A 24,487-nucleotide genomic window follows, 5' to 3' on the forward strand; every position below is an offset into this window, starting at 1 on the left:
CGAAGTACAACCGTCGGATGCCCGAAATTACCGGTGACGGAACGTGCCCAACCGGTTTCGCGAAGTGGCCCAGAGGTCGTACCCTCCCATAGTGACCTCTTGGGGGTTTACTTGCTTATGACGGATCCATCCGATACCCGGGACACCGCGCCGCGGCCCTTCTCCCCGCTGTGGACCTACCTGACGGGGGTCGTCGCCACGGGGCTCGCGGCGCTGCTCGTCGCCGAGATCCGGCTGGGCTTCAGCGACCTCGCCGATCTGACCCGCACCTCGCTGTTCTGGGTGCTCGTCGTTCTCGTCGTCCTCGGGGAGCTCCGGCCGATCGTGGTCTCCAGCTCGCGGCTGGCCGGGGGCACGGCCACCTCGACACTGTTCACCTTCGCCGTCCTGCTGTACCACGGGCTGTCGGTGGCCGTGCTGATCCACGCGCTGGCGCTGGTCGTCAGCGGCCTGTCCCATCGCAGGGCCTGGCACCGGACGCTGTTCAACGTCTCGCAGGTGACCCTCGCCTCGACGGCGGCGGCGGTGGTGCTCAGCGCGTTCGGCCACCATCCCCATCCCGCCACGCCATGGGTGCCGGAGGGCACCGACATCATGGCGGTCACGCTGGCGGCCGTCGCGTACTTCGTGATGCGCGGCATCCTGGTGTGCGGGGCCGTGGCCCTGCACGAGCGCCGGTCGCTGCTCCGGGTGATCCGCACGACCATCGGATACCAGAGCCTGGTCTACGCCGCGCTCCTCGGCCTCGCCCCGCTCGTCGTGGTGGTCATGAGCCGCTCCCCGGCGCTGGTCCCCCTCTTCGTGGCGCCGCTCGCCACGATGTACTTCACCGCCTCGCTGTCAATGCGCCGCGACCACCAGGCCATGCACGACGGGCTGACCGCCCTGCCCAACCGCAAGCTGCTGATCCTGCGCACCGAGGAGGCGCTGGCCGAGGCCCGCGACGACGTCCGGGTGGGACTGCTCCTGCTCGACCTCGACCGGTTCAAGGAGGTCAACGACACCCTCGGGCATCCTGTGGGGGACCGGCTGCTGCAGATCGTCGCCCACCGCCTCACCCACAGCGTGCGGCCGGGGGACGTGGTGGCGCGGCTCGGGGGCGACGAGTTCGCCGTCCTCCTGCCGACCGTGCGGGACGCGGCCGCCGCCCGGGAGGTCGCCGCGCGGCTGCGGGCGGCGCTCACCGAGCCGGTACGGCTCGAAGGCATGACGTTCGACCTCGACGCGTCGGTCGGCATCGCGCTCTATCCCGACCACGCGCCCGACTTCGAGCTGCTCCTCCAGCGGTCCGACGTCGCGATGTACCTCGCCAAGGAGGGCCGCACCGGTGTGGAGATCTACCTCGCCGAGAAGGACCGCAACTCGCCCGAGCGGCTCAACCTGCTCGGCGACCTGCGCCGGGCCATCGGCGGCAGCGAGCTGGAGCTGCACTACCAGCCCAAGGTGAGCCTCGCCTCGGGCATGGTGGAGGGCGTGGAGGCCCTGCTGCGGTGGTGGCATCCCGAGCGGGGCCCGATCTCCCCGGCCGACTTCATCCCCCTGGCCGAGCAGTCCTACCTGATGCGCCAGATCACCCAGCACGTCATCGACGCCGCGCTCGAGCAGGCCGCCCGCTGGTGGCACTCCGGGATCGAGGTGCCGGTCTCGATCAACGTGTCGGCCCGCGACCTGCTCGACTCGTCGCTGCCCGACCTGCTGGAGGCCGGGCTCGACCGTCTCGGCCTTCCGCCGCGCGCGATCCAGCTCGAGGTCACCGAACGCATCCTGATGACCGACCAGGCATACACCGCCGATTCGGTCCACGCGCTGGTGGAGCTGGGCATCCCGCTCGCCCTGGACGACTTCGGGACCGGGTACTCCTCGCTGGTGCGCCTCCAGCGGCTGCCGGTGTGCGAGGTGAAGATCGACGGCTCGTTCGTCCAGCGGCTGGGCAAGACGGTGGACGACGAGCGCATCGTCCGCTCGATCGTCGACCTGGTGCGCTCACTCGGCCTGCGGTCGGTGGCCGAGGGCGTGGAGACCGAAGAGGTGGCCCAGCGCCTGCGCGATATGGGCTGTGACGCCGGCCAGGGGTGGCGGTTCGCCGAGCCGATGCCGGCGAGCGAGATGACCGTGTGGCTGCGCGAGCGGGTGAGCGCGCCGTCCTACGGCAGGTGCTCGTCCGCCGAGGTCACGGCCCTGTAGACGCCACTCGGCATGCCGGCGCCGGCCACGCGGGGGCCACCGGGTGGAGCATGGGCGGTCATGGCGGGGAGAACCCTGGTTAACGGTTCGGCCACCCTGGGTCACGCGCCCTAGGATGACACTGTCCAATTGCCATCCATGAAACGGGTTAACGACTCATGTCCGCCATAACCCGCGACGAGGTCGCTCACCTCGCCCGGCTGTCCCGGCTGGCGCTGGCCGACGACGAGCTCGACCACTACGCCACGCAGCTCGATGACATCATCGCCGCCGTCGCGCGCGTCGCCGAGGTCGCCACCGACGACATCCCGCCGTCGTCGCACGCGCTGCCGCTCACCAACGTCTACCGTCCCGACGAGGCGCGGCGGAGCCTGACCCCGCAGCAGGCCCTGGCGGCCGCGCCGGCCGTCGAGGACGACCGTTTCCGCGTCCCGCGCATCCTCGGGGAGGAGGCATGAGTCTCACCCGCAAGACCGCCGCGGAGCTGGGCGCCCTGATCGCCTCCGGCGAGGTCTCGGCCGTCGAGGTCACGCAGGCCCACCTCGACCGCGTCGCCGAGGTCGACCCGCGGGTCAACGCCTTCCTGCACGTGGCGGCCGAGTCGGCGCTGGAGCAGGCCCGTTCCGTGGACGCGAGGCGCGCCGCCGGCGAGGAGCTCGGCCCGCTCGCGGGCGTGCCGATCGCCCACAAGGACGTCTTCACCACCAAGGACATGCCGACCACGGCCGGATCCAAGATCCTCGAGGGCTACCGCCCGCCGTACGACGCGACGGTCACCGCGCGGCTGCGCGAGGCCGGGCTGGTCATCCTCGGCAAGACCAACCTCGACGAGTTCGCGATGGGCTCCTCGACGGAGAACTCCGCGTACGGCCCGACGCGCAACCCGTGGGACCTCGACCGCATCCCGGGCGGTTCCTCGGGCGGTTCGAGCGCGGCCGTCGCCTCCTACCAGGCTCCGCTGTCCACCGGCACCGACACGGGCGGCTCGATCCGCCAGCCCGCGGCCGTCACCGGCATCGTCGGGATGAAGCCCACCTACGGGGGCTCCTCGCGGTACGGGCTGATCGCCTTCGCCTCGTCGCTGGACACCCCGGGCCCGTTCGCGCGCAACGTCCTGGACGCGGCGCTGCTGCACGAGGCCTTCTCGGGTCATGACGTCATGGACTCCACCTCGATCCACGAGGAGGTGCCGCCGGTCGTCGAGGCCGCCCGCCGCGGGGACGTGGCCGGGCTGCGCGTCGGCGTGGTCAAGGAGTTCGGCGGCGAGGGCTACCAGCCGGGCGTGATCAACCGGTTCCGCGAGGCCGTCGACCTGCTGGAGTCCCTGGGCGCCAAGGTGGTCGAGGTCTCCTGCCCGAGCTTCACCTACGCGCTCCCGGCGTACTACCTCATCGCCCCGTCCGAGGCCTCGTCCAACCTGGCCAGGTTCGACGGCATGCGCTACGGCCTGCGCGTCGGCGACGACGGCACCCGCAGCGCCGAGGAGGTCATGGCGCTGACCAGGGCCGCCGGGTTCGGGCCCGAGGTCAAGCGGCGCATCATGCTCGGCACCTACGCCCTCTCCAGCGGCTACTACGACGCCTACTACGGCTCGGCGCAGAAGGTCCGCACCCTCATCGCGCGCGACTTCGAGGCGGCCTTCCACCAGGTGGACGTCCTGGTCTCGCCCACGACGCCGACCACGGCGTTCCCGATCGGCGAGCGCGCCGACGACCCGATGGCGATGTACCTCGCCGACCTGTGCACGATCCCCGCCAACCTGGCGGGCAACGCCGCGATCTCGGTGCCCTGTGGTCTCGCGGAGGAGGACGGCCTGCCGGTCGGCCTGCAGATCATGGCTCCCGTGCTGGGCGACGACCGTTGCTACCGGGTGGGCGCCGCCGTTGAGAAGGCCTTTGAGGACCGCTGGGGCGGCCCGCTGCTGAAGGAGGCTCCGTCCCTGTGACCACCACTCACACGGTCATGCCGTACGACGAGGCGCTGGAGCGCTTCGAGCCGGTGCTCGGCCTTGAGACCCACGTCGAGATGGGCACGACGACCAAGATGTTCTGCGGGTGCTCGACCACTTTCGGCGCCCCGCCGAACACCCACGTGTGCCCGGTCTGCCTGGCGCTGCCGGGCTCGCTGCCGGTGGCGAACGACAAGGCGATCGAGTCGACGATCCGCATCGGCCTGGCGCTGAACTGCACGATCGCCGAATGGTGCCGCTTCGCCCGGAAGAATTACTTCTATCCGGACATGCCGAAGAACTACCAGATCAGCCAGTACGACGAGCCGCTGTGCACCAACGGCTACCTCGACGTCGAAGTGGGCGGCAAGACGGTCCGGATCGAGATCGAGCGGGTCCACCTGGAGGAGGACACCGGCAAGTCCACGCACGTGGGCGGCGCGACCGGCCGCATCCACGGCGCCGACTACTCGATCGTCGACTACAACCGCGCGGGCATCCCGCTGGTGGAGATCGTCACCAAGCCGATCCCGGGCACCGACCGGCTCGCGCCCGAGGTCGCCAAGGCTTATGTCACCGAGCTGCGCGAGCTGCTGCGCACGCTGGGGGTGTCCGACGTCCGCATGGAGGAGGGCTCCCTGCGGTGCGACGTCAACGTCTCCCTCATGCCGCGCGGGTCGAGCGAGTGGGGCACCCGCACCGAGACCAAGAACGTCAACTCGCTGCGGAGCGTCGAGCGGGCGGTGCGCGGCGAGATCGAGCGTCAGGCGGCGATCCTCGCCGACGGCGGCCGCATCGTGCAGGAGACCCGCCACTTCCACGAGGACACCGGCGCCACCACGTCCGGTCGCTCCAAGGAGGAGGCGCAGGACTACCGCTACTTCCCCGAGCCCGACCTGCTGCCGATCGCGCCGAGCCCCGAGTGGGTCGCCGAGCTGAAGTCGGAGCTGCCCGAGCTGCCGACCGCGCGGCGCAGGCGGCTGCAGGCCGAGTGGGGCGTCTCCGACCTGGACATGGCGGCGATGCACAACGCCGACGCCATCGACCTGGTGGAGGCGACGGTCGCGGCCGGAGTGCCGGCGGCCGACGCGCGCAAGTGGTGGATGGGCGAGCTGGCGCGGCGCGCCAACGAGTCCGGCACGCCGCTCGCCGACCTCGCGATCACGCCCGAGCAGATCGCCCGGGTCGTCGAGCTGGTGTCCTCCGGCGCGCTGAACGACAAGCTGGCCCGCCAGGTGCTCGAGGGCGTGCTGGCCGGCGAGGGGTCTCCCGACGAGGTCGTCGAGAAGCGGGGCCTGCGCATCGTCAGCGACGAGGGCGAGCTGTCCTCGATCATCGACCAGGTGCTGGCCTCGAACGCCGACGCGGCGGACAAGGTGCGCTCCGGCAAGATCGCCGCGGTGGGCGCGCTCGTCGGCGGCGTGATGAAGGCCAGCCGGGGCAAGGCCGACGCCGGGCGTGCCCGCGAGCTGATCCTGGAGAAGCTGGGCGTCTCGGAGTAGACATCCGGCCGGGCGCACGCGCACGGGCCTCGCGGATCTTCCGCGAGGCCCACCCGCGTTATGCAGGGACAATGTCTCTTCCGTACTTAGTACGGGTTTCGCGTATAAGTTCTCCATACCTGGGACTGGATTCATCTACCGATGTAGAAGAATTTGCGAGTGTTGTTGGTTTAGGGTGATACGGGGGAATCGGTACGGACCCGGGAGGAGACGAGGGCGTGCGGAACGCCGGAGCGTCCATCGACCCGCCGCCCGACCCGTTCGCGGCGGTGCGCCCGGACTCGCCCGTCGCGCTCCCTGTCGACCGGCAGTACTCCAAGGACGACCAGGATCAGGCACGCGGACGCCCGTCAGGTGCCCGCAAGAAGCTCCCGCGCGGCGTCTCCCCTCTGCCACCGGGCGTGTCGCCCGACATCTTCGCCTCGACCCCGCCACCCGGTAACGGCGGCCCGTCCAGCCCTGCGGTGACCCTGCCTCCTCCCGTCGGCCCGCCCGAGCCGTGGCCGATGACGGGGAGCGTGCGGGTACGCAGGCCCGATGGCGAGCCGAGGGCCGAGTCACTGGCCGCCGCCGAGACCGAGCCGGCCGAGGGCCGCGGCAGGTTACGGGTCCCCTTGATGGTCTTCGGCGCGATCAGCCTGCTGTTCCTCCTCGCCTACGGCGTGCCGGCCACGTACATGTGGGGCAAGGTGCTGCCGGGAACGCACGTCGGAGACGTGCGCATCGGCGGCCTCAACGCGACCCAGGCCATCGACCGCCTGCACCGCCGCTACGACGGCAACGACCAGGAGGCCGTCGGCCTCATGCTGGACGGGCGGCGCGTGGCGGTGCTCGACCCGCGCGACGCCGGGCTGACCATCGACGTCGAGGCCACGGTCGCCGACGCGGAGACCGGGTTCCCCGGCCCGTTCGCCGTCTGGCAGGCCCTCACCGGGGACCGTGACCTGCCGCTGCGCGTCTCCTTGAACCAGGTCAAGCTCACCGAGCGGGTCGGCAAGATCGCCAAGGAGATCGACCGGCCGGCCCGCGAAGGTGCGATCGTCTACAAGGGCACCACGCCGGAACTCCTCACCCCGAGGGAGGGCGTCGTCCTCGACCAGGCGGCGACAGGGAGCGCGATCAGGCGCGCCTTCGTCAACGCCCCGGCCTCCGTCACGCTGCCGGTGGCCCCAGTACGGCCGAAAGCGACCGCGGAGGAGTTCGACAAGGCCCTGGTGACGGCCCGCCACGCCGTCGCCGAGCCGATCACCCTGGTCAACGGCGGCAGGCGGGTGCGCCTGTCCCCGAAGGTCATCGCGGCCAACCTGACGTTCACGGCCGACGATTACGGCTGGGTGCGCCCGGTGTTCGACGCGCGCAAGGCGGTCGCCGGCCTGGAGACCAAGCTGGTCGGGGTCGCGGAGGCGCCCCGCGAGGCGGGTTTCGTCATCGAGAACCAGGTCCCGAAGCTGGTCCACGCCAGGACGGGCAAGGGCGTCGACACCGACCGGCTCGCCGAGGCGGTCGGCAAGGTGATCACCGCCGGCGGGAGCCGCACGATCCCGGTGTCCCTGGCCATCACCGAGCCCACGCTCAGCGACCAGGAGGCCATGCAGCTCGGCGTGGCCGAGAAGGTCAGCGAGTTCGCCACCTCCTACACGTGCTGCGCCGCCAGGGTCACCAACATCCACAAGGCCGCCGATCTGGTGGACGGAATGCTCGTGCGGCCCGGCCAGACCTTCTCGCTGAACGAGGTCATCGGCGACCCGGACGCCTCGCGCGGGTTCGTCCCGGCGCAGTCCATCGAGGACGACCGCCTCGTCGTCGCCATGGGCGGCGGGCTCTCGCAGTTCGCGACGACGATGTACAACGCGGCCTTCCTCGCGGGCATGGAGGACGTCGAGCACACCCCTTATCCGTTCCACGTCGCGAGCTACCCGGCCGGGCGTGACGCGACGCTGTCGTATCCCGAGACGGACCTGCGGTGGCGGAACGACACCGAGTACGGCGTCCTGATCAAGGCCTCGTACACCGGCACCTCGGTGACGGTGGCCCTGTGGAGCACCCAGAAGTACGACCGGATCGACGCCGACACCTCTGAGCACTCCAGCCCCACCCAGCCGGAGACCGTGACCGACAGCGAGCCGGGCTGCCTTCCCATGCAAGGGACGCCCGGATTCACGGTCACGGTCACGCGGGTCTTCCTCAAGGACGGCAAGGTCTTCAAGAAGGACCGCGCGAGGACCACGGAGTACGCGCCCGCGCCGAAGGTGATCTGCCAGCAGGCGCGGTCAGCGGTCAAGCAGGACCAGCGGCCCGGCAACGGCGCCGTGCAGCCGCAACCTCCGGGCCAGGCCCTCGACGTGAGCGCCTCCACCAAGCAACGCCGCAAGAACGCCAAGAAGGCCGTCAAGTCGAACAACGGCAACGGCAACGGCAAGACCAAGACCAAGACCAAGAGCAACAACGGCAACGGCAACGGCAACGGCAAGCATTAGTGCTCCGGACGAGGGTCTGACACCTCCGGCCATGAGGCCGGACGGCTTCTATTTCACCGGGATGACCAGGATGCGGTCGTCGCCGGACTTGGGAGAGCCGCGGCCGTCCTTGTTGCTGGTGCTGACGTAGACGGTGGAGCCGTCGGGAGAGGTGGTCACGGCCCGGAGGCGGCCGAACTCGCCCTCGTAGCGGGAGATGGGCTTGCCCGTGCGGCCGTCGCCGGTGAGCGGGATCTGCCACAGGCGTGTCCCGCGCAGCGCCGCCACCCACAGGGAGCCGTTCGCGTAGGCCATGCCTGACGGGGACGCCTCGTCGGTGGACCAGGTGAGCAGGGGATCGGCGAAGGTGTCGCCGCCGCCGAAGCCCTCGACCTCGGGCCAGCCGTAGTTCCTGCCCTTCTTGATGAGGTTGACCTCGTCGTAGGTGTTCTGGCCGAACTCCGAGGCGTACATCCGCCCGGCGGAGTCCCAGGCGATGCCCTGGACGTTGCGGTGGCCGTAGCTCCAGATCACGTTCTGGAACGGGTTACCGGGGGCGGCCTTGCCGTCGACGGTCATGCGCAGGATCTTGCCGCCCAGCGAGCCGGCGGCCTGGGCGAGGGGTCGGTCACCGGTCTCGCCGGTCGTGGCGTACAGGTACCGGTCGGGGCCGAACGCGAGCCGCCCGCCGTTGTGGATGCCGCCCTTCGGGATGCCGCTGAGGATGGTCACCGGGTCGGTCAGGCGGTCGTCGTAGCGGTAGCGGACGATGCGGTTCTCGGTCGCCGCCGTGAAGTACACGAAGACGTAGTGGTCCTGCGCGAACCGGGGGGAGACCGCGACGCCGAGCAGGCCGCCCTCCCCGCTCGGGGACACGCCGTCGATGACGCCCACCTGGCTCAACTTCCCGGACGGGGTGACCCGCAGGAGCCGCGCGGAGTCGCGCTCGGTGACCAGCGCGTCGCCGCCGGGCAGGAAGGCGATGGCCCACGGCACGGTCAGGCCCTCGACGAGCGTCCGGGGGGTGCCGGGAGCGGCGGCTTCGGGGACGGCGCCGGCCGGCAGAGGAGACGAGCCGTCGCCGTCCCTGCGCTCCGCCGTCCCAGGGGTGCATCCCGCCGCCAGCACGACCGCGGCGATCGCGGCGATGGCGGTGTGGCGTCCCCCGCCGGTGGGGCGGGGCGATCGGTTGGACATGGTGGACCTCCTCGATGACTCCATACTGATGCCCGAGCCGGAAGGTTCCGGCCCGTCGAGGGGATCGTTAGGGTTGACGCTCATGAAGATTTGGGCTCCCTCGCAGGCCATCGTCGAAGTCTTGACCGATCTCCCCGACGTGGAATGCGTCCTGTACGACGGCCGCGCGCAGCCGCCGAAGGGGGCCGAGGAGGTCGAGGTGTGGATCCCCCCGCTCATCCCGCCGCGCCTGACCCGCGACCTGCTCGGGCGGATGTCCGGGCTCCGCCTCCTGCAGACGGTGACGGCGGGCGTGGAGGCCTACCGGCCCCACCTGCCGGAGGGCGTCGTCCTGTGCAACGCGCGCGGGGTCCACGACGCGGGCACCGCCGAGTGGGCCGTCGGCGCGATGATCGCGGTGCTGCGCGACTTCCCGGCGTTCGGGGCGGCACAGGAGCGCGGCGAGTGGACCTACCGCCACACCGGGGTGCTGGCCGACTCCACCGTGCTGATCATCGGGTACGGCTCCATCGGCGAGGCTCTGGAGCGCCGGCTGGGCGGGTTCGAGGTGGAGGTCGTCCGGGTGGCGCGTACGGCGCGCGAGGGCGTGCACGGCGAGGAGGATCTGCCGGAGCTGCTGCCCGAGGCGGACGTGGTGGTGCTGCTCGTGCCCTCGACGTCCGGCACGGCGGGCATGGTGGACGCGGGGTTCCTCGCCCGGATGAAGGACGGCGCGGTGCTGGTGAACGCGGCGAGGGGCCCGGTGGTCGACACCGACGCCCTCGTCGCCGAGCTTCGCGAGGGCCGGCTCAGGGCCGCACTGGACGTGACCGATCCTGAGCCCCTTCCGAAGGACCACCCGCTGTGGACGGCGCCGGGGGTCTTCATCACGCCGCACGTGGCCGGCAGCACCCCCGCGTCGCTGCGGCGGATGAGCAAGCTCATGCGATCTCAGATGCTGAGATACCTGTCCGGAGAACCGCTGAACAACGTGATCACGGGGTCGTACTGATCGGCTTGACTGTGATTTCTGACTCGTAACGATAGGAAAGCAAACCCAAGCCGTGGCTGCCTCGTGACCTCCGATGCGTACGGTGAATCTCATCGCGCCACCGTTCGGTAAGCACCCAGGCGGTTATCAGATCGGTGACGACTGAGCGGTTGTCGCCTCATGCGCCGCCGGGCGGGCGCGACACTGGCGAAGTGACAGGGATGAGCCGCATGGGCGACGACGTTGAACGGCCTTCGTGACCCAAGGGTCCCGTTGACCGCCGCCGCCGGGCTCGGCGCGGTGGTCTTGGCGGCTGCCCTTCTCGCCGACATGTCCTCCACGGTCGTCACGGCGGTCGCCGGAGTGGTGGCCGGGCTCATCGCGGCCGCCTCCCTCCTGGTCGCCTCCGTGCGCGTCAAGCCCGGCTCGGACCACCGTTCGTCGGCCTGGCGCTGGCTCGCCGCCGGCGCGATCACCTGGCTGGCCGGGGTGGGCCTGCGGCCGCTCGCGGAGGGCACGCCGTTCGTGCTGACCTTCGCCGACGTCCTGCTGCTCGTGGGCACCGTGCTGCTCGCCATCGGCTGCGGCCGCACGGCCAGGCGCCCCGCGTACGGCAGGTCGCTGCTCCATTACGTCACCAGCGCCTACATCAGCGCCGCGTCGCTGTTCACGATCTCCTGGATCGCGCTGCTGGCGCCGCTGTACGCCAGGGCGGACGAGCCGAGCACGCTGGCCGCGCCCGTGGTGTGCCTGCTCGCGACGTGCGCCGTCGCGCCGGCCGTGCTGGCCTCGCGGTCCGCCGGGCGGCGGGTCGGGATGGCGGCGCTGGCCGTGCTCGCGGCCATCACGGTGGAGGAGCTCGCCACGGCGGTCGCGCGGCTGACCGTGGGCGGCACTCCTCCCTTGCTGGCCGGGGTGCTGGCCCCGATCGCGTTGCTGCTGCTCGCCGCCATGCCCTGGGTGAGCCGTGCCTGCGCCCGTCCGGTGCGGGCGGCCTCCTCGGCGATCGTGGACGGGGCGCCGCTCGCCCTGGCCGCCGTCGCCACCGTCGTCCTGGTCGTGCGCGTGCTCGCGGGACGGCCCGAGCAGCCGATGGCGGTGCTGCCGGTCGTCGTCGGCTCGGTGGTGGTCGTGCTGCTCGCCAAGGTGTTCGTGCTGGCGGTGGAGACCGCCGGCATGCGCGGCGGCCTCGACTCCAGCGAGCGCCGCCTGGTCCACCTCGCCGAGAGCGCCGGGGACGTGGTCCTCGTCTGCGACCACGACGGGCTGGTACGCGAGATGGGGGCGGGGGTCGAGTCGCTGTACGGCTACCGCCCCGAGGATCTCGTCGGAAGCTCGATCTTCGACTACGTGCACCCCGAGGACGTGCCCGGCGTCCAGGCCGCGCTGCGGGTGATGGCGGCCGACGAGGACGCCACCCTCGACCGCCAGAGCGCGTGCCGGCTCGCCTGCCGGGTACGCGCGGCGGACGGCACCTGGCGTCCCGCCGAGTCCGTCGCCACCCGGCATCCCTCCGAGGGGGAGGATCTCGTCCTCGTCTCCACGCGGGATGTCAGCGACCAGGTGGCGCTGCGCAACCAGGTCGCGCATCTGACCTTCCACGACGGCGTGACCGGCCTGCCCAACCGCGCCTACTTCGAGGAGCGCACCCGCGAGGTGCTGGCGCGCCGGGGAGGCGGCACCACGGCGGTGGTCTTCGTCGACCTCGACGGGTTCACCGGCGTGAACGACTCCGTGGGCCACGCCGGCGGTGACTACCTGCTCAGCCAGGCGGCACGGCGGCTGCGTGCGGCCGTGAACGCCGACGACACCCTCGCCCGCTGGGGCGGCGACGAGTTCGCCGTGCTGCTGGAGTCGGGCGGCTCGGGCGGTTCTTCTGGCGCGTCGGCGAGTTCCGGCACGGCGGACGCGCAGTCCGCGATCGACCTCGCCGAGCGGCTGGTGCGCGCGGTGTCCTCCGAGCCGTTCCGCGTGGCCGACCGCGACATCGCGCTGACCGCCAGCGTCGGCGTGGCGTTCGCCGAGGACGGCGTCCCGTCCGGCGACCTGATCCGCAACGCCGACGTGGCGACGACCCGGGCCAAGGAGCTCGGCGGGCGGCGGGTCGAGGTGTTCGCCGCGCACATGCACGCCGACGTCGTACGCCGCCTGGAGCTGGCCGCCGACCTGCAGCGGGCGCTGCTGGCCGACCAGTTCGCCGTGGAGTACCAGCCGGTGGTCGATCTCGCGACCTCGCGGGTGACGGCCGTGGAGGCGCTCGTGCGCTGGTGCCGGGGGAGCACGCTCGTGCCGCCGCAGCAGTTCCTCGGCGCGGCCGAGGACACCGGGCTGATCGTCCCGCTCGGCGAGTGGATCCTGCGCGAGGCCTGCCGCGAGGTGGCGGCCTGGCGGGCGTCGTCCTGGGACATCGGGCTGTCGCTGAACCTGTCCAGCCGCCAGATCACCGCGCCCCGGTTCGTGGAGACCGTCGAGGCGGCCCTCGCCGAGAGTGGCCTGCCCGCGAGCGCCCTCACCCTCGAAGTGATCGAGGAGATGCTCGTCGAGGACGCCGAGGAGATCATCAACCGGCTCTCCGAGCTGCGCGCGCTGGGCGTACGGCTGGCGATCGACGACTTCGGCACCGGGTACGCCTCCCTGGCGTTCCTCGGCCGGCTCCCGGTCGACATGATCAAGATAGATCCGTCGTTCGTGTCGGGCCTCGGCCGTGACGAGACGCGGACGCTGCTGACCCGCACGATCGTGCGGCTCGGCCATGACCTCGGCCTGATCGTGGTGGCCGAGGGCATCGAACGCCCCGAGCAGCTGGAGCTGCTGCGCGAGATGGGCTGTACGCGCGGCCAGGGCTACCTCGTGGCGCGGCCGATGGCCGCGCGCGGCGTCGACTCGCTGATGCGCACGAGCCTGTCGCCGCTACAGAACACCGCCTGACCCGGCGTCCGCGCGGCCGCTCGGCATGTGGTGCGCCGGTCCGGCCCCCGGTGCCGGGCCCCGGGATCCCCGTGCCGGGCGCCGATTGCCGCTCGGACTCCGATATCCCATATGGTGAGACATGTGTCCGGGGATTTGACACGTCGGATGTGTCAGGGGCTATCGTTGCGGCATGCGTATCACTGGGGACTCGATTGCCGGGCTCATGCGGGCCTGGCTTGACGGTGTAGTACTTCGCCGGCGCGCGGGTCGCTGACGAAGAGTCCCCAGCCTGCGCGCAGCCCCAGCACCGCCTCGATGGCGGGGCGGGGCATTTTTTATGGCCACACCCCAGCTCAGCCACGCAAGGAAACGAGCCGATGACCGAAGAGATGACAGGTGCGCAGGCCCTCGTCAGGGCACTGGAGCAGGTCGGGGTCGACACGGTGTTCGGGATCCCCGGCGGTGCGATCCTCCCCGCCTACGACCCGCTCTACGACTCCACCAAGGTCAGGCACGTGCTCGTACGCCACGAGCAGGGCGCCGGCCATGCCGCCGAGGGGTACGCCCAGGCGACCGGCCGCGTCGGGGTCTGCATGGCCACGAGCGGCCCTGGCGCGACCAACCTGGTGACCGCGATCGCGGACGCGTACATGGACTCGGTGCCGATCGTGGCGATCACCGGCCAGGTCGCGGCGCCGCTCATCGGCACGGACGCCTTCCAGGAAGCCGACATCTCCGGCATCACCATGCCGATCACCAAGCACAACTTCCTGGTGACCGATGCCGACGACATCCCGCGCATCATCGCCGAGGCGTTCCACATCGCCTCCACCGGCCGTCCCGGCCCCGTCCTGGTCGACATCTCCAAGGACGCGCTGCAGGCGACCACCGTCTTCTCCTGGCCGCCGACCATGCGCCTTCCGGGCTACCGCCCGGTCACCCGGCCGCACTCCAAGCAGATCAGGGAGGCCGCGCGCCTCATGGTCGAGGCGAAGCGCCCGGTGCTGTACGTCGGCGGCGGTGTGCACAAGGCGCGGGCCTCTGCCGAGCTGGCCCAGCTTGCGGAGCTCACCGGCATCCCGGTGGTCACCACGCTGACGGCCAGGGGCACCTTCCCCGACAGCCACGCCCAGCACCTGGGCATGCCCGGCATGCACGGCACGGTCGCGGCCGTGGGGGCCCTCCAGCGCAGCGACCTGATCATCGCGCTCGGCACCCGGTTCGACGACCGGGTGACCGGCAGGCTGGACACCTTCGCCCCGCTCGCCAAGATCATCCACGCCGACATCGACCCGGCCGAGATCTCCAAGAACCGCCACGCGGACGTCCCGATCGTGGGCGACTGCCGTGAGGTGCTGACCGATCTGGTCGGCGCCGTCAAGCACGAGCACGCCGAGGGCCACGTCGGCGACTACACCGCCTGGTGGACGGTGCTCAACGGCTACAAGAGCACCTACCCCCTCGGCTACGACATCCCCGACGACGGCTCCCTGTCGCCGCAGTACGTCATCGAGCGGCTCAGCGAGATCGTCGGGCCCGAGGCCTACTACCTGGCGGGCGTCGGCCAGCACCAGATGTGGGCCGCCCAGTTCATCGGCTACGAGAACCCGGGCTCGTTCATCAACTCGGGCGGCGCGGGCACGATGGGCTTCGCGGTCCCGGCGGCGATGGGCGCCAAGATGGGCGTCCCCGACGCCACGGTGTGGGCCATCGACGGTGACGGCTGCTTCCAGATGACCAACCAGGAGCTCGCCACCTGCGCCCTCGAAGGCGTGCCGATCAAGGTGGCCGTCATCAACAACGGCAACCTCGGCATGGTCAGGCAGTGGCAGACGCTGTTCTACAACCAGCGCTACTCCAGCACCGACCTGCAGTCGCCCCGCCGCATCCCCGACTTCGTCAAGCTGGCCGAGGCGTACGGATGCGTCGGCCTGCGGTGCGAGCGGCCCGAGGACGTCGACGCGACGATCCGCAAGGCCATGGAGATCAACGACGTGCCCGTGGTGGTCGACTTCGTCGTCCACAAGGACGCCATGGTCTGGCCCATGGTCGCCGCCGGAACCGGCAACGACGAGATCAAGATCGCGCGGGACATGGCTCCCGTGTGGGACAACGAGGAGGAGTCGTGAGCCGCCCGAGGCGCTCCGGCGGCCATGGCCGCGGACGATCCACCGGTTTCGCAGGAGGGAACGCATGAGCCGCCACACGCTGTCGGTTCTCGTCGAGAACAAGCCGGGTGTCCTGGCCCGGGTCGCCTCGCTGTTCAGCAGGCGCGGTTTCAACATCGACTCGCTGGCGGTCGGGCCGACGGAGCACGACGACGTGTCCCGCATGACCATCGTCGTCAACGTCGCCGAGCTCCCGCTGGAGCAGGTCACCAAGCAGCTCAACAAGCTGGTCAACGTGATCAAGATCGTGGAGCTCGATTCCTCCCAGTCCGTGCAGCGGGAGCTGACGCTGATCAAGGTCAGGGCCGACGCCGACACGCGTTCCAACGTGCTGGAGCTCGTGCAGCTGTTCCGCGCCCGCTGCGTGGACGTCGCCACGGACGCGGTGACCATCGAGGTCACCGGCACGCCGGACAAGCTCGACGCCTTCATCAGGGTGCTGGAGCCGTTCGGCATCAAGGAGCTCGTCCAGTCGGGCATGGTGGCCATCGGCCGCGGCGCCCGTTCCATCACCGACCGCTCGCTCAGGGCCCTGGACCGCAGCGCGTGAGCCCTGCGGGCGCGAGCCGTACGAAAATCACGAAAGGCAAGCTAGTGACTGAGATCTTCTACGACGACGAAGCCGACCTGTCGGTCATCCAAGGTCGGCACGTGGCCGTGCTGGGGTACGGCAGCCAGGGCCATGCCCACGCGCTGTCGCTCCGCGACTCCGGCGTGGACGTCCGGGTGGGCCTGCCCGAGGGCTCCAAGAGCCGCGAGAAGGCCGAGAACGACGGCCTGCGCGTCGTCACCCCGGGGGAGGCGGCCGAGGAGGCCGACCTCATCATGATCCTCGCGCCCGACCACATCCAGCGTCACCTGTACGCCGAGCACGTCGCGCCGAACCTCGTCGAGGGCGACGCGCTGTTCTTCGGCCACGGCCTCAACATCCGCTACGGCCTCATCGAGGCGCCCGAGGGCGTCGACGTGGCCATGGTGGCGCCGAAGGGCCCGGGCCACCTGGTCCGCCGTCAGTTCACCGCCGGCCGCGGCGTCCCGGTGCTGGTCGCCGTAGAGCGTGACGCGACCGGCAACGCCTGGCCGCTCACGCTGTCGTACGCCAAGGCCATCGGCGGCACCCGCGCCGGCGCGCTGAAGACGACCTTCACCGAGGAGACCGAGACCGACCTGTTCGGCGAGCAGGCCGTCCTGTGCGGCGGCGTGTCCGAGCTGATCAAGACCGGCTTCGAGACGCTGGTCGAGGCGGGCTACCAGCCCGAGGTCGCCTACTTCGAGTGCCTGCACGAGATGAAGCTGATCGTCGACCTCATGTACGAGGGCGGCATCTCCAAGATGTACTGGTCGGTGTCCGACACCGCCGAGTACGGCGGCTACTCGCGCGGCCCGCGCATCGTCACCTCCGAGACCAAGAAGGAGATGCAGCGCATCCTCGGCGAGATCAAGTCGGGTGAGTTCGCCCGCGAGCTGGTCGACGAGTTCGACAGCGGCCAGAGCAACTTCCGCAAGTACCGCGAGGAGCTGGCCCAGCACCCGATCGAGCAGACCGGCGCCAAGCTGCGCCCGATGATGAGCTGGCTCAAGGAGAAGTAACCCTTCCTCCCGAGCACCCGGCTCCCGCGGCGAGACCGTCCGCGGGCGGGCCGGGCCGGGCCGGGCCGGGCCGGGTGGGTGCCACCCTGTGGCCGTGAACGCGAACCGGCTCCGTCCCCTTTCTGTGCGGGGACGGAGCCGGTCGTCGTTCCGGAGGGCGGCGGCGCCTCACGGCACCGTCCGCGTCAGCACTGGGCGGGCTTGACCCAGGAGCACTCCAGGCCCAGGTCTTCTCCCGCCGGGGGCGCGCTCCTGAGCTGGGCGGTGGCGTCCACCGGGGTGTCCCGCTTGAACTGCGCGAGCCTGACCGCGATGGCGTCCTCGACGGTGGTCTTCGGGTTGCCGGTCAGGTAGTTGTTGGTCAGGATGGAGAACACCAGCGGCTCGCCGTCGGCGCTGGTCACATAGCCCGACAGCCCGGTGACGCTGGTCAGCGAGCCGGTCTTGGCGTGCACGTTGTCGGCCGCCGCGGTGCCCCGCATGCGGCTGCGCAGGGTGCCGCCGGTGAACCGGTCGGCGTTGCCGGCGATCGGCAGGGCGTCGTACCAGGTCGTGAACCACGGCTTGGCGCGCAGGGTGATGAGGTACGCCGTCAGCTCGCCCGGGGTCACGCCGTCGAGCCGGGACAGGCCCGAGCCGTCGCGCAGCCGCACGTTCTTGATCCCGTTGGCCTTGGCGAACGCGGTGGTGACCGCGAGCCCGGCGTCCCAGGTGCCCTTGCCGGAGACCTTCCGGCCCATCGCCTTGGTGAGGATCTCGGCGTGCATGTTGTTGCTGAGCTTCAGGAACGGCACCAGCAGCTCGCCGAGCGGCATGGACTGGCGCTCGGCGACGCTCTTGGCCTCCGCCGGCGTCGCGCCCCGGCCGGTCGCGCCGAGCACGCGCACCCCGTGATTGGCGAGCGCCTTCCTGAACAGCGAGGCGGCGTACCCGGTGGGGTCGTTGACGGCGACCCACTCGTCGTAGGTGCCGGCCACCGTGCCGGTGATCACGACCGTGTTGGTGCCGTGCACGCGGTTCACCAGGACGTCGGTCTCGGCGCCGGTGGTGGCGTGGTTCTCGATCTTGATGTAGTCGGTCTCCGGCGTGGTGGTCACCTTGGCGGGCGCGCCCGCCTTGTCGCCGGGGGCGACGGAGACGATCACCGAGCCGGCGTCGTAGTCGGTGTCGGGTGAGGCGGTCAGCGCCGAGATCTGGCCGGCGTAGTAGTAGGGCTCGTCGTCCCACGCCCAGTCGGTGCCGAGCCGGACGTCGTCGAACCAGGTGTCGTCGGCGACCAGTTCGCCGGTGACGAGCTTGACGCCCGCGCCGGCGACCTTGGCGGCGAGCGCGTCGTAGTCCGCCGCGAGCATGGTCGGGTCGCCGGTCCCCCTGAGGTAGAGATCGCCGACCACGGTCGAGCCCGCGCGCCGTCCCGAGCTCAGCACGCCGGTGGTGAAGCGGTAGTCCAGGCCGAGGGTGTCGGTGGCGGCCGCGGAGGTGAGCAGCTTGGTGTTGGAGGCCGGGAGGAAGATCTTCCCGGCGTCCTGCGCGTACAGCTGCTCGCCGGTCGCGGCGCTCTTGACGACCACGCCGGAGCGGGCGACGGCCAGGTTGGAGGCGTTGAGGATCTTGTCGAGGTCCTGGGTGAGGTCGGCCACGCCGGGGGCCGGGTCGGCCGCGCTCGCCGGAGTGCCGTTGGCCGCCTGCGTCAGCGTCGCCGCCATGAGGGCGGTCGCCAGCAGCGTGGTCAGTTGTCTGCGTTTTTGCAAGGGGTGCCTCCAGAGGGCTGGGCCTGGGGGGATCATCGACAACACCGCTGCCGCAGACAATACGAAAACCTACGTATGTCCACAGGAACTTACGTTTCCCAGCATTCCAGGCAGGCCGCTGCGGCCTCCGTGCGGTGCCGCCGAAGTGTCCTAGGCGACCGGGGCGGCGACCAAGAAGGCGCACTCGCCGAAGGAGATCTCGTCGCCCTCGCGGACGCGGGCCGGGCCGACCAGGCGCCAGCCGTTCAGCCGGGTGCCGTTGAGCGAGCCGAGGTCCACCAGGAGCCAGGTCTCGCTGTCGCGGCGCAGCTCGGCGTGCACGCGCGAGACCGTGAGGTCGGTCAGGATCAGGTCGCACTCGGAGCCCCGGCCCACGACGTACCGGGTGCGGCTGTCGACCGGCAGGGCGAGCCGGGGCAGGCGGGGGCGGCGCCAGGCGGTCTCGATGCGCGTTGTGAGGTCGGACACCGAGGCCACGGCGTCGGTCAGCCTGCGCCGCCACCTGCTGGACGGAGGCAGGTCGGAGACCAGGTCGGTCAGCTCGACACGGCTGCGCGCGCGCAGCGCGCGATCAACCCGTCCGAGGAAGGTGTCGTGCGAGATCTGCCCCTCGACGGCGTGATCGCGGAGCTCGCTGATCGCGCGATCACGGTCCCCGTCGGAGGCGCGCACAGGCGGGTGCGTCGAGCTCATGTCCCGAGTATCAGGCTGGCAACGGCAAGGTGTCCAGAATATGCGGGATCTGTTGCGGAGGACATACTGAGTATGCATACTCAGTATGCATGTCGATCCGCCATGGCCTGCTCGCCCTCCTGACCCAGGGGCCGCGCTACGGCTACCAGCTACGCGTGGAGTTCGAGGCGTCCACGGGGGCGACCTGGCCGCTCAACATCGGCCAGGTCTACACGACGCTCTCCCGCATGGAGCGCGACGGTCTCGTGGCCCCGGGCGAGCAGGACGACCAGGGCCGGGTCGTCCACGCCATCACCGAGAAGGGCCGGTCGGAGCTGTCGCGATGGTTCGCCACCCCCGTCGCCCAGGCCGACCGGCCCCGCGACGAGCTGGCCATCAAGCTCGCCATGGCCGTCACCGCGCCCGGCGTGGACGTCCGCCAGGTCGTCCAGGCACAGCGCACCGCCACCATGCGCACCTTGCAGGAGCTGACGCGCACCAAGCGCGCCGAGGCGGGGGCCGCGCAGCGGCTCGTCATCGATTCCATGATCTTCCAGGCCGAGGCCGAGCAACGCTGGCTCGACCACTGCGAGGCCGTCCTCGCCAACTCCCAGGAGACCCCCAGATGACCACCGAACCGGTACTCCGGTTGACCGCCGTGTCCCGCGTGCACGGCGAAGGCCCGCAGGCCGTTCACCCCCTCCAGGAGGTGAGCGCAGCGGGCGGCGGTGTTCGCGCGGACGAGGATCACGCTCACGCGCCGGGTGACGCGACCTGCGGCGTCGTGACCTCGGCGAGGTGGTCGGCGGTGAGGCGGTACTTCAGGGTCATCAGGATGCCGATGCCGACGATGATCGCCGGGATGATGGCCTGGGACAGGATGATGGCGGTGAGCGCGCTGCCGGGCTGAGTGACGGGGTGCTCGGGGTCGGAGGAGATGAACCCCCCGGCGGCGAGCACCGCGCCGACCACCAGGGCTCCCAGGGCGGCGACCGCGCTTTCCACGGCCGTCCACAGGCCGGTGAACACCCCGCCCCTGCGCTTGCCGCTGCGGGCGGAGTCGTGGGCGATCACGTCGGCCAGCATGGAGAACTGCAGGAGCTGCAGGCCGGCGTACCCGACGCCGATGACCAGCGTCGCCAGGTGGGCGTAGAGCGCGCCGAAGACCGGGGTGAGGGAGGCCGCCAGGCCTCCGATGAGGAACAGCGAGCTGGAGAGGATCATCGCGCCGCGCTTGTCCATCTTGCGGGCCACCCACACCCACAGCGGCATGGTGACCAGCATGGGGCCGACCAGGGCGGCGAACAGGGTGCTGGTGGCGTCGGGGTCGCCGACGATGTACGAGGCGAAGTACGGCGCGCCCGCCAGCATCACGCCCGCCGCCAGCGTCTGCGCGCTGGACAGGCCGAGCAGCCACAGGAACGGGCGGCTGGCGCGGGCGGCCGCGAGCTGGGTCCGCAGGTTCGCCTCGGGCTCGACCGCACCCGTCATCGGGGCCCTGGCCGTGCCCAGGAAGGACGCCAGCATGGCCACCAGCAGCAGGCCCGCGAAGGCGATGCCCATCGTCCGGTAGCCCTCCAGCGAGTGCGCCGCGATGGCCGGGGCGATGATGCCGCTCAGCGCCACGGCGAGCGCGACGAAGATCATGCGCCACTGCAGCAGCGAGGTGCGCTCGTGGTAGTCGCCGGTCATCTCGGCGGGCATCGCCTTGTACGGCACCTCGTACAGCGCGTACCCGGTGGCGGCGAGCAGGAAGAACGCGCCGACGAAGAGGGCGGCGGGCGTGCCGGTCAGCGCGGGGCCGGAGAAAGTGAGAGCGAAGGCCACCGGCAGGACCACGGTCCCGGCGAGCATCCACGGCCGCCGCGGGCCCCAGCGGGACTCCGTTCGGTCCGACCACTGGCCCACCAGCGGGTTGATGACCAGGTCCCATGCCTTCGGCGCGAAGACCACGAGGCCGGCCAGCCACGCCGGCACCGCGAGGATGTTGGTCATGTAGAACAGCAGGAGCAGGCCGGGGATGGCGCTGAACGTGGCGGTGCAGAAAGATCCCACACCGTAGCCGAGTCGGACGCTGCGCGAGACGGCCTTGGCCGGAGTCGCCGTGGTCGAGGGAACCATTGCGCCATTACAAACCAGCAAGCGCTTGGCCGCCAGCCCTTCCGGGACGCAGCTCGGTGACGATCTCCCGCGGCCGCCACCCAGCCGCGCCGCAGGCCCCTCTTTCCCGGGCTGGGACGGTGGTGCGGGTCCGGGGCCGGTAGTCAGGGACTGGAGTCAGGAGGCGGGTGGCGGAGCGGGTTTCACGGGGTGGCCGGGAGGCTGGCGGGCCGGATCCCGGTCCGGTTCAGGAGTCAGAGACGTCGGCGCATACGACGTGCGCGCCCAGTTCGATCATGCGGCGTTCGGTGTTGGCGTCCGCCACGCGCGCCATGAGCACCGGCGCCTCGCTGGCCGCGAGCTGCGGCAGCCGGGCGCGGACCATGCGGTGCAGATCGCGGACGATGTCCTCGGCCGCCCGGGTGTGCACCTTGACGTGCAGCATGATCCCCGAGGAGCCCGAGACCGTGCGGGCCTCGGAGATCCACACATGGTGCACCAGCGGGAAGTCGCGGAGCAGCTCGGAGATCGCCACGCGCAGCGCCGGGAGGATCGGGTGGACGCAGCGCTTGTACCCGGGGTCCACCTGCTGCATCGGGCCCGACAGGTGGGGCCGCGGCGCCGGGATCCATGCCCGCGAGGGCGCGTCCGCCGTGTCCTGCGGCACGGGTGCGGTCAGTGTCTCGTTCCGCCCGAAAGGCGGCGCGCTGGGCACCGTGGTGCGCGACACCGAGGCCATGGCGCCGGTGGCGTAGGCGGTCGGCAACGCGCTGGACAGGGCCGGCGCCTGTCGGCCGCTGCGCGTGGAGGCGAGGTAGCGCTGCAGGTCCTCGATCGGCACGGCCGCCGCCGCCGGCCCCGCCGCGTCGATGACGATCTCTCGCACACCGGTGACGCGCTGGATGTCGAGGATGGTGTCGGCGTCGCAGGCCGACAGCGAGTGGTTGCCGCGGTGCCGCGCGTAGGTGCCCGGGCCGGTGTAGCCGAGGAGCACGCGCTCGCCGGCCTGCGTCGTGCCGAGCACGACGGAACGGTCGGGCCGCACGGCCACCAGGATGCCCCATTCGGCAAGAGCCGCCAGTAGCCGGTGCGGGCTGCCGTGCTGCGCGAGCACTTCTCCGAGAGCGGGGTTCCCGATGCTCATACGACAAACGATAGGTAGTGGGACACGGCTTATCAGCCTAATCGTCAAGAAATGTTGTGAGCAATACCAAGATGGCGGCTTGCGCGTTAAATCCGGGAGACGTGGGTATGGGGCGCCGTCTCAGATGCCGGAAGCGGCGGGGGCGGGGCGCCGTCTCGGATGCCGGGCGCTCGTGAGTGCTTTCACAAGCACGGATACACTCGAACCTTGTCCGTGCATCCGCACTTCCCAAAGGACCCACCAGTGAACAAGCCCGTCGTCCTGGTCGCAGAGGAGCTCTCGGAAGCAGGTCTCGCCGTGCTCGGGGCGGACTTCGAGGTCCGTCACACCGACGGCGCCGACCGCTCGCAGTTCCTGCCCGCACTCGCCGAGGTGGACGCGCTCATAGTGCGCAGCGCCACCCAGGTGGACGCAGAGGCGCTGTCCCACGCGCCTCGCCTGCGCGTCGTCGCCCGAGCCGGGGTCGGCCTGGACAACGTCGACGTGGAGTCCGCCACCAAGGCCGGTGTCATGGTCGTCAACGCGCCGACTTCGAACATCACCAGTGCCGCCGAGCACACCATCGCGCTGATCCTGGCCAGCGCCCGCAACGTGGCCCAGGGCCACGGCGCGCTCAAGGCCGGCGAGTGGAAGCGATCGAAGTACACCGGCATCGAGCTCGACGAGAAGGTGATCGGCATCCTCGGCCTCGGCCGCATCGGCCAGCTCGTGGCCCAGCGCCTCGCGCCCTTCGGCGTCGAGCTGATCGCCTACGACCCCTACCTCCAGCCGGCCCGCGCGGCGCAGATGGGCGTGCGCCTGGTCTCCCTGGAGGAGCTGCTCAAGCAGGCCGACTTCATCACCGTGCACCTGCCGAAGTCCAAGGAGACCGTCGGTCTCATCGGCGACAAGGAGCTGCACGCGGTCAAGCCGTCGGTCCGCATCGTCAACGTCGCCCGTGGCGGCATCGTGGACGAGGCCGCGCTGTACTCCGCTCTGAAGGAGGGCAGGGTCGCCGGCGCCGGCATCGACGTCTTCGCCAAGGAGCCCTGCACCGACAGCCCGCTGTTCGAGCTGGACAACGTCGTGGTCACCCCGCACCTGGGGGCCTCCACGCACGAGGCGCAGGAGAAGGCCGGCACCCAGGTCGCCCGCAGCGTCAAGCTCGCGCTGGCCGGTGAGTTCGTGCCGGACGCGGTGAACGTCCAGGGCGGCGCCGTGGCCGAGGACGTCAAGCCCGGCCTCCCGCTCGCCGAGAAGCTCGGCCGGGTCTTCACCGCCCTCGCCGGGGAGGTGGCCACCCGCCTCGACGTCGAGATCCGCGGCGAGATCGCCGCCCACGACGTGCGGGTGCTGGAGCTGGCCGCGCTCAAGGGCGTGTTCACCGACGTGGTCGAGGACGCCGTGACCTACGTCAACGCCCCGCTGGTCGCCAAGGACCGCGGCGTGACGGTCGAGCTGGTCACCAGCGACGAGAGCCCCGACTGGCGCAACGTCGTCACCGTCAGGGGCGTGCTCGCCGACGGCCGCACGGTCTCGGTGTCGGGCACGCTGTCCGGCCCCCGCCAGATCACCAAGATCGTGGAGGTCAACGGCTTCCAGATGGAGATCGAGCCGACCGACCACCTGGCCTTCTTCACCTACGCCGACCGGCCGGGCATCGTGGGCATCGTCGGCAAGATCCTCGGCGAGCGCGAGGTGAACATCGCCTCGATGCAGGTGGCCCGGGACGCCAAGGGCGGCAGGGCGCTGATCGCGCTGACCGTCGACTCCGCGATCCCCGCCGACGTCACCGAGCAGATCGCGCAGGAGATCGGCGCCGAGGCCGGCCGCACGGTCGACCTCACCGACTGATCCCTCGCCTCGCCTCGGCTCGCGCCGGGCAGGCCAAGGCCCGCCGTCCCACTGGGGGCGGC

16 protein-coding genes and 1 pseudogene are annotated in these 24,487 nt (G+C 71.0%); 12 read left to right on the top strand and 5 right to left on the bottom strand.

Annotated features, from left to right (window positions below):
- Positions 1 to 117 precede the first annotated feature (117 nt).
- The 5 genes from MYF83_RS00610 (at position 118) to MYF83_RS00630 (ending at position 8,111) form a co-directional block, all read left to right on the top strand.
- Complete coding sequence (locus MYF83_RS00610) at positions 118 to 2,184, top strand: putative bifunctional diguanylate cyclase/phosphodiesterase (RefSeq protein WP_248958126.1); 2,067 nt, start codon at positions 118 to 120, stop codon at positions 2,182 to 2,184.
- A gap of 158 nt (positions 2,185 to 2,342) precedes the next feature.
- Positions 2,343 to 2,642 carry an Asp-tRNA(Asn)/Glu-tRNA(Gln) amidotransferase subunit GatC gene (gene gatC / locus MYF83_RS00615; protein WP_248958127.1) on the top strand — a complete coding sequence of 100 codons (300 nt, stop codon included), beginning with the start codon at positions 2,343 to 2,345 and terminating at the stop codon, positions 2,640 to 2,642.
- Positions 2,639 to 4,129 (top strand): Asp-tRNA(Asn)/Glu-tRNA(Gln) amidotransferase subunit GatA, encoded by a 1,491-nt coding sequence (gene gatA / locus MYF83_RS00620; protein WP_248958128.1) that lies wholly within the window; start codon positions 2,639 to 2,641, stop codon positions 4,127 to 4,129. Before gatC ends, gatA begins: the two co-directional genes overlap by 4 nt.
- Positions 4,090 to 5,634 (top strand): Asp-tRNA(Asn)/Glu-tRNA(Gln) amidotransferase subunit GatB, encoded by a 1,545-nt coding sequence (gene gatB / locus MYF83_RS00625; protein ID WP_279338939.1) that lies wholly within the window; start codon positions 4,090 to 4,092, stop codon positions 5,632 to 5,634. The genes gatA and gatB overlap by 40 nt, the downstream gene beginning before the upstream one ends.
- A 218-nt stretch (positions 5,635 to 5,852) precedes the next feature.
- The gene (locus tag MYF83_RS00630) at positions 5,853 to 8,111 is read left to right on the top strand and encodes a VanW family protein (RefSeq protein ID WP_248958129.1); all 2,259 of its coding nucleotides are present in this window, start codon (positions 5,853 to 5,855) and stop codon (positions 8,109 to 8,111) included.
- 48 nt (positions 8,112 to 8,159) lie between these two features.
- Here the strand turns inward: MYF83_RS00630 and MYF83_RS00635 are convergent, their stop codons facing one another.
- On the bottom strand, positions 8,160 to 9,287 hold the full coding sequence (locus tag MYF83_RS00635; protein WP_248958130.1) for a PQQ-dependent sugar dehydrogenase: 1,128 nt from the start codon (positions 9,285 to 9,287) through the stop codon (positions 8,160 to 8,162).
- Between the two features lie 82 nt (positions 9,288 to 9,369).
- On the opposite strand from MYF83_RS00635, the gene MYF83_RS00640 reads away from it, so the two are divergent.
- The 5 genes and pseudogenes from MYF83_RS00640 (at position 9,370) to ilvC (ending at position 16,925) form a co-directional block, all read left to right on the top strand.
- Entirely contained in the window at positions 9,370 to 10,278 is a 909-nt protein-coding gene (locus MYF83_RS00640) for a 2-hydroxyacid dehydrogenase (protein WP_248958131.1), read from the top strand.
- A 252-nt stretch (positions 10,279 to 10,530) separates the two neighbouring features.
- Positions 10,531 to 13,185, top strand: coding sequence for a putative bifunctional diguanylate cyclase/phosphodiesterase (locus MYF83_RS00645; RefSeq protein ID WP_248958132.1), 2,655 nt, complete (start codon positions 10,531 to 10,533; stop codon positions 13,183 to 13,185).
- A gap of 350 nt (positions 13,186 to 13,535) precedes the next feature.
- A pseudogene (locus tag MYF83_RS00650) lies at positions 13,536 to 15,296 on the top strand (acetolactate synthase large subunit); the annotation flags it as partial.
- Positions 15,297 to 15,360: 64 nt separating this feature from the next.
- Positions 15,361 to 15,885, top strand: a complete 525-nt coding sequence (gene ilvN, locus MYF83_RS00655; RefSeq protein ID WP_248958134.1) for an acetolactate synthase small subunit — start codon at positions 15,361 to 15,363, stop codon at positions 15,883 to 15,885.
- 53 nt (positions 15,886 to 15,938) lie between these two features.
- Entirely contained in the window at positions 15,939 to 16,925 is a 987-nt protein-coding gene (gene ilvC, locus MYF83_RS00660) for a ketol-acid reductoisomerase (RefSeq protein ID WP_248958380.1), read from the top strand.
- Between the two features lie 185 nt (positions 16,926 to 17,110).
- Here ilvC and dacB read toward each other — a convergent pair whose 3' ends face one another.
- A complete protein-coding gene (gene dacB, locus MYF83_RS00665; protein ID WP_248958135.1) occupies positions 17,111 to 18,676 on the bottom strand; it encodes a D-alanyl-D-alanine carboxypeptidase/D-alanyl-D-alanine endopeptidase in 1,566 nt (521 codons plus the stop codon).
- A 150-nt stretch (positions 18,677 to 18,826) separates the two neighbouring features.
- Complete coding sequence (locus MYF83_RS00670) at positions 18,827 to 19,369, bottom strand: FHA domain-containing protein (protein ID WP_248958136.1); 543 nt, start codon at positions 19,367 to 19,369, stop codon at positions 18,827 to 18,829.
- A gap of 89 nt (positions 19,370 to 19,458) precedes the next feature.
- On the opposite strand from MYF83_RS00670, the gene MYF83_RS00675 reads away from it, so the two are divergent.
- On the top strand, positions 19,459 to 19,977 hold the full coding sequence (locus MYF83_RS00675; protein WP_248958137.1) for a PadR family transcriptional regulator: 519 nt from the start codon (positions 19,459 to 19,461) through the stop codon (positions 19,975 to 19,977).
- A gap of 124 nt (positions 19,978 to 20,101) precedes the next feature.
- Here the strand turns inward: MYF83_RS00675 and MYF83_RS00680 are convergent, their stop codons facing one another.
- Together MYF83_RS00680 and MYF83_RS00685 are read right to left on the bottom strand one after the other, a co-directional pair.
- Positions 20,102 to 21,469 (bottom strand): MFS transporter, encoded by a 1,368-nt coding sequence (locus tag MYF83_RS00680; protein ID WP_248958138.1) that lies wholly within the window; start codon positions 21,467 to 21,469, stop codon positions 20,102 to 20,104.
- A 226-nt stretch (positions 21,470 to 21,695) separates the two neighbouring features.
- Positions 21,696 to 22,592, bottom strand: a complete 897-nt coding sequence (locus tag MYF83_RS00685; RefSeq protein WP_248958139.1) for a hypothetical protein — start codon at positions 22,590 to 22,592, stop codon at positions 21,696 to 21,698.
- A gap of 243 nt (positions 22,593 to 22,835) precedes the next feature.
- Between MYF83_RS00685 and serA the strand changes: the two genes are divergently transcribed.
- Positions 22,836 to 24,425 carry a phosphoglycerate dehydrogenase gene (gene serA / locus MYF83_RS00690; RefSeq protein ID WP_248958140.1) on the top strand — a complete coding sequence of 530 codons (1,590 nt, stop codon included), beginning with the start codon at positions 22,836 to 22,838 and terminating at the stop codon, positions 24,423 to 24,425.
- Positions 24,426 to 24,487 lie beyond the last annotated feature (62 nt).

Source organism: Sphaerisporangium perillae (assembly GCF_023276435.1).
Lineage (GTDB): Bacteria > Actinomycetota > Actinomycetes > Streptosporangiales > Streptosporangiaceae > Sphaerisporangium > Sphaerisporangium perillae.

What these genes read in the sequence shown, in the direction of transcription:
- MYF83_RS00610 (WP_248958126.1), top strand. Translation starts at nt 118, where the DNA reads ATGACGGATCCATCCGATACCCGGGACACCGCGCCGCGGCCCTTCTCC.
- gatC (WP_248958127.1), top strand. Translation starts at nt 2,343, where the DNA reads ATGTCCGCCATAACCCGCGACGAGGTCGCTCACCTCGCCCGGCTGTCC.
- gatA (WP_248958128.1), top strand. Translation starts at nt 2,639, where the DNA reads ATGAGTCTCACCCGCAAGACCGCCGCGGAGCTGGGCGCCCTGATCGCC.
- MYF83_RS00635 (WP_248958130.1), bottom strand. Translation starts at nt 9,287, where the DNA reads ATGTCCAACCGATCGCCCCGCCCCACCGGCGGGGGACGCCACACCGCC.
- MYF83_RS00640 (WP_248958131.1), top strand. Translation starts at nt 9,370, where the DNA reads ATGAAGATTTGGGCTCCCTCGCAGGCCATCGTCGAAGTCTTGACCGAT.
- ilvN (WP_248958134.1), top strand. Translation starts at nt 15,361, where the DNA reads ATGAGCCGCCACACGCTGTCGGTTCTCGTCGAGAACAAGCCGGGTGTC.
- MYF83_RS00670 (WP_248958136.1), bottom strand. Translation starts at nt 19,369, where the DNA reads ATGAGCTCGACGCACCCGCCTGTGCGCGCCTCCGACGGGGACCGTGAT.
- MYF83_RS00675 (WP_248958137.1), top strand. Translation starts at nt 19,459, where the DNA reads ATGTCGATCCGCCATGGCCTGCTCGCCCTCCTGACCCAGGGGCCGCGC.
- MYF83_RS00680 (WP_248958138.1), bottom strand. Translation starts at nt 21,469, where the DNA reads ATGGTTCCCTCGACCACGGCGACTCCGGCCAAGGCCGTCTCGCGCAGC.
- MYF83_RS00685 (WP_248958139.1), bottom strand. Translation starts at nt 22,592, where the DNA reads ATGAGCATCGGGAACCCCGCTCTCGGAGAAGTGCTCGCGCAGCACGGC.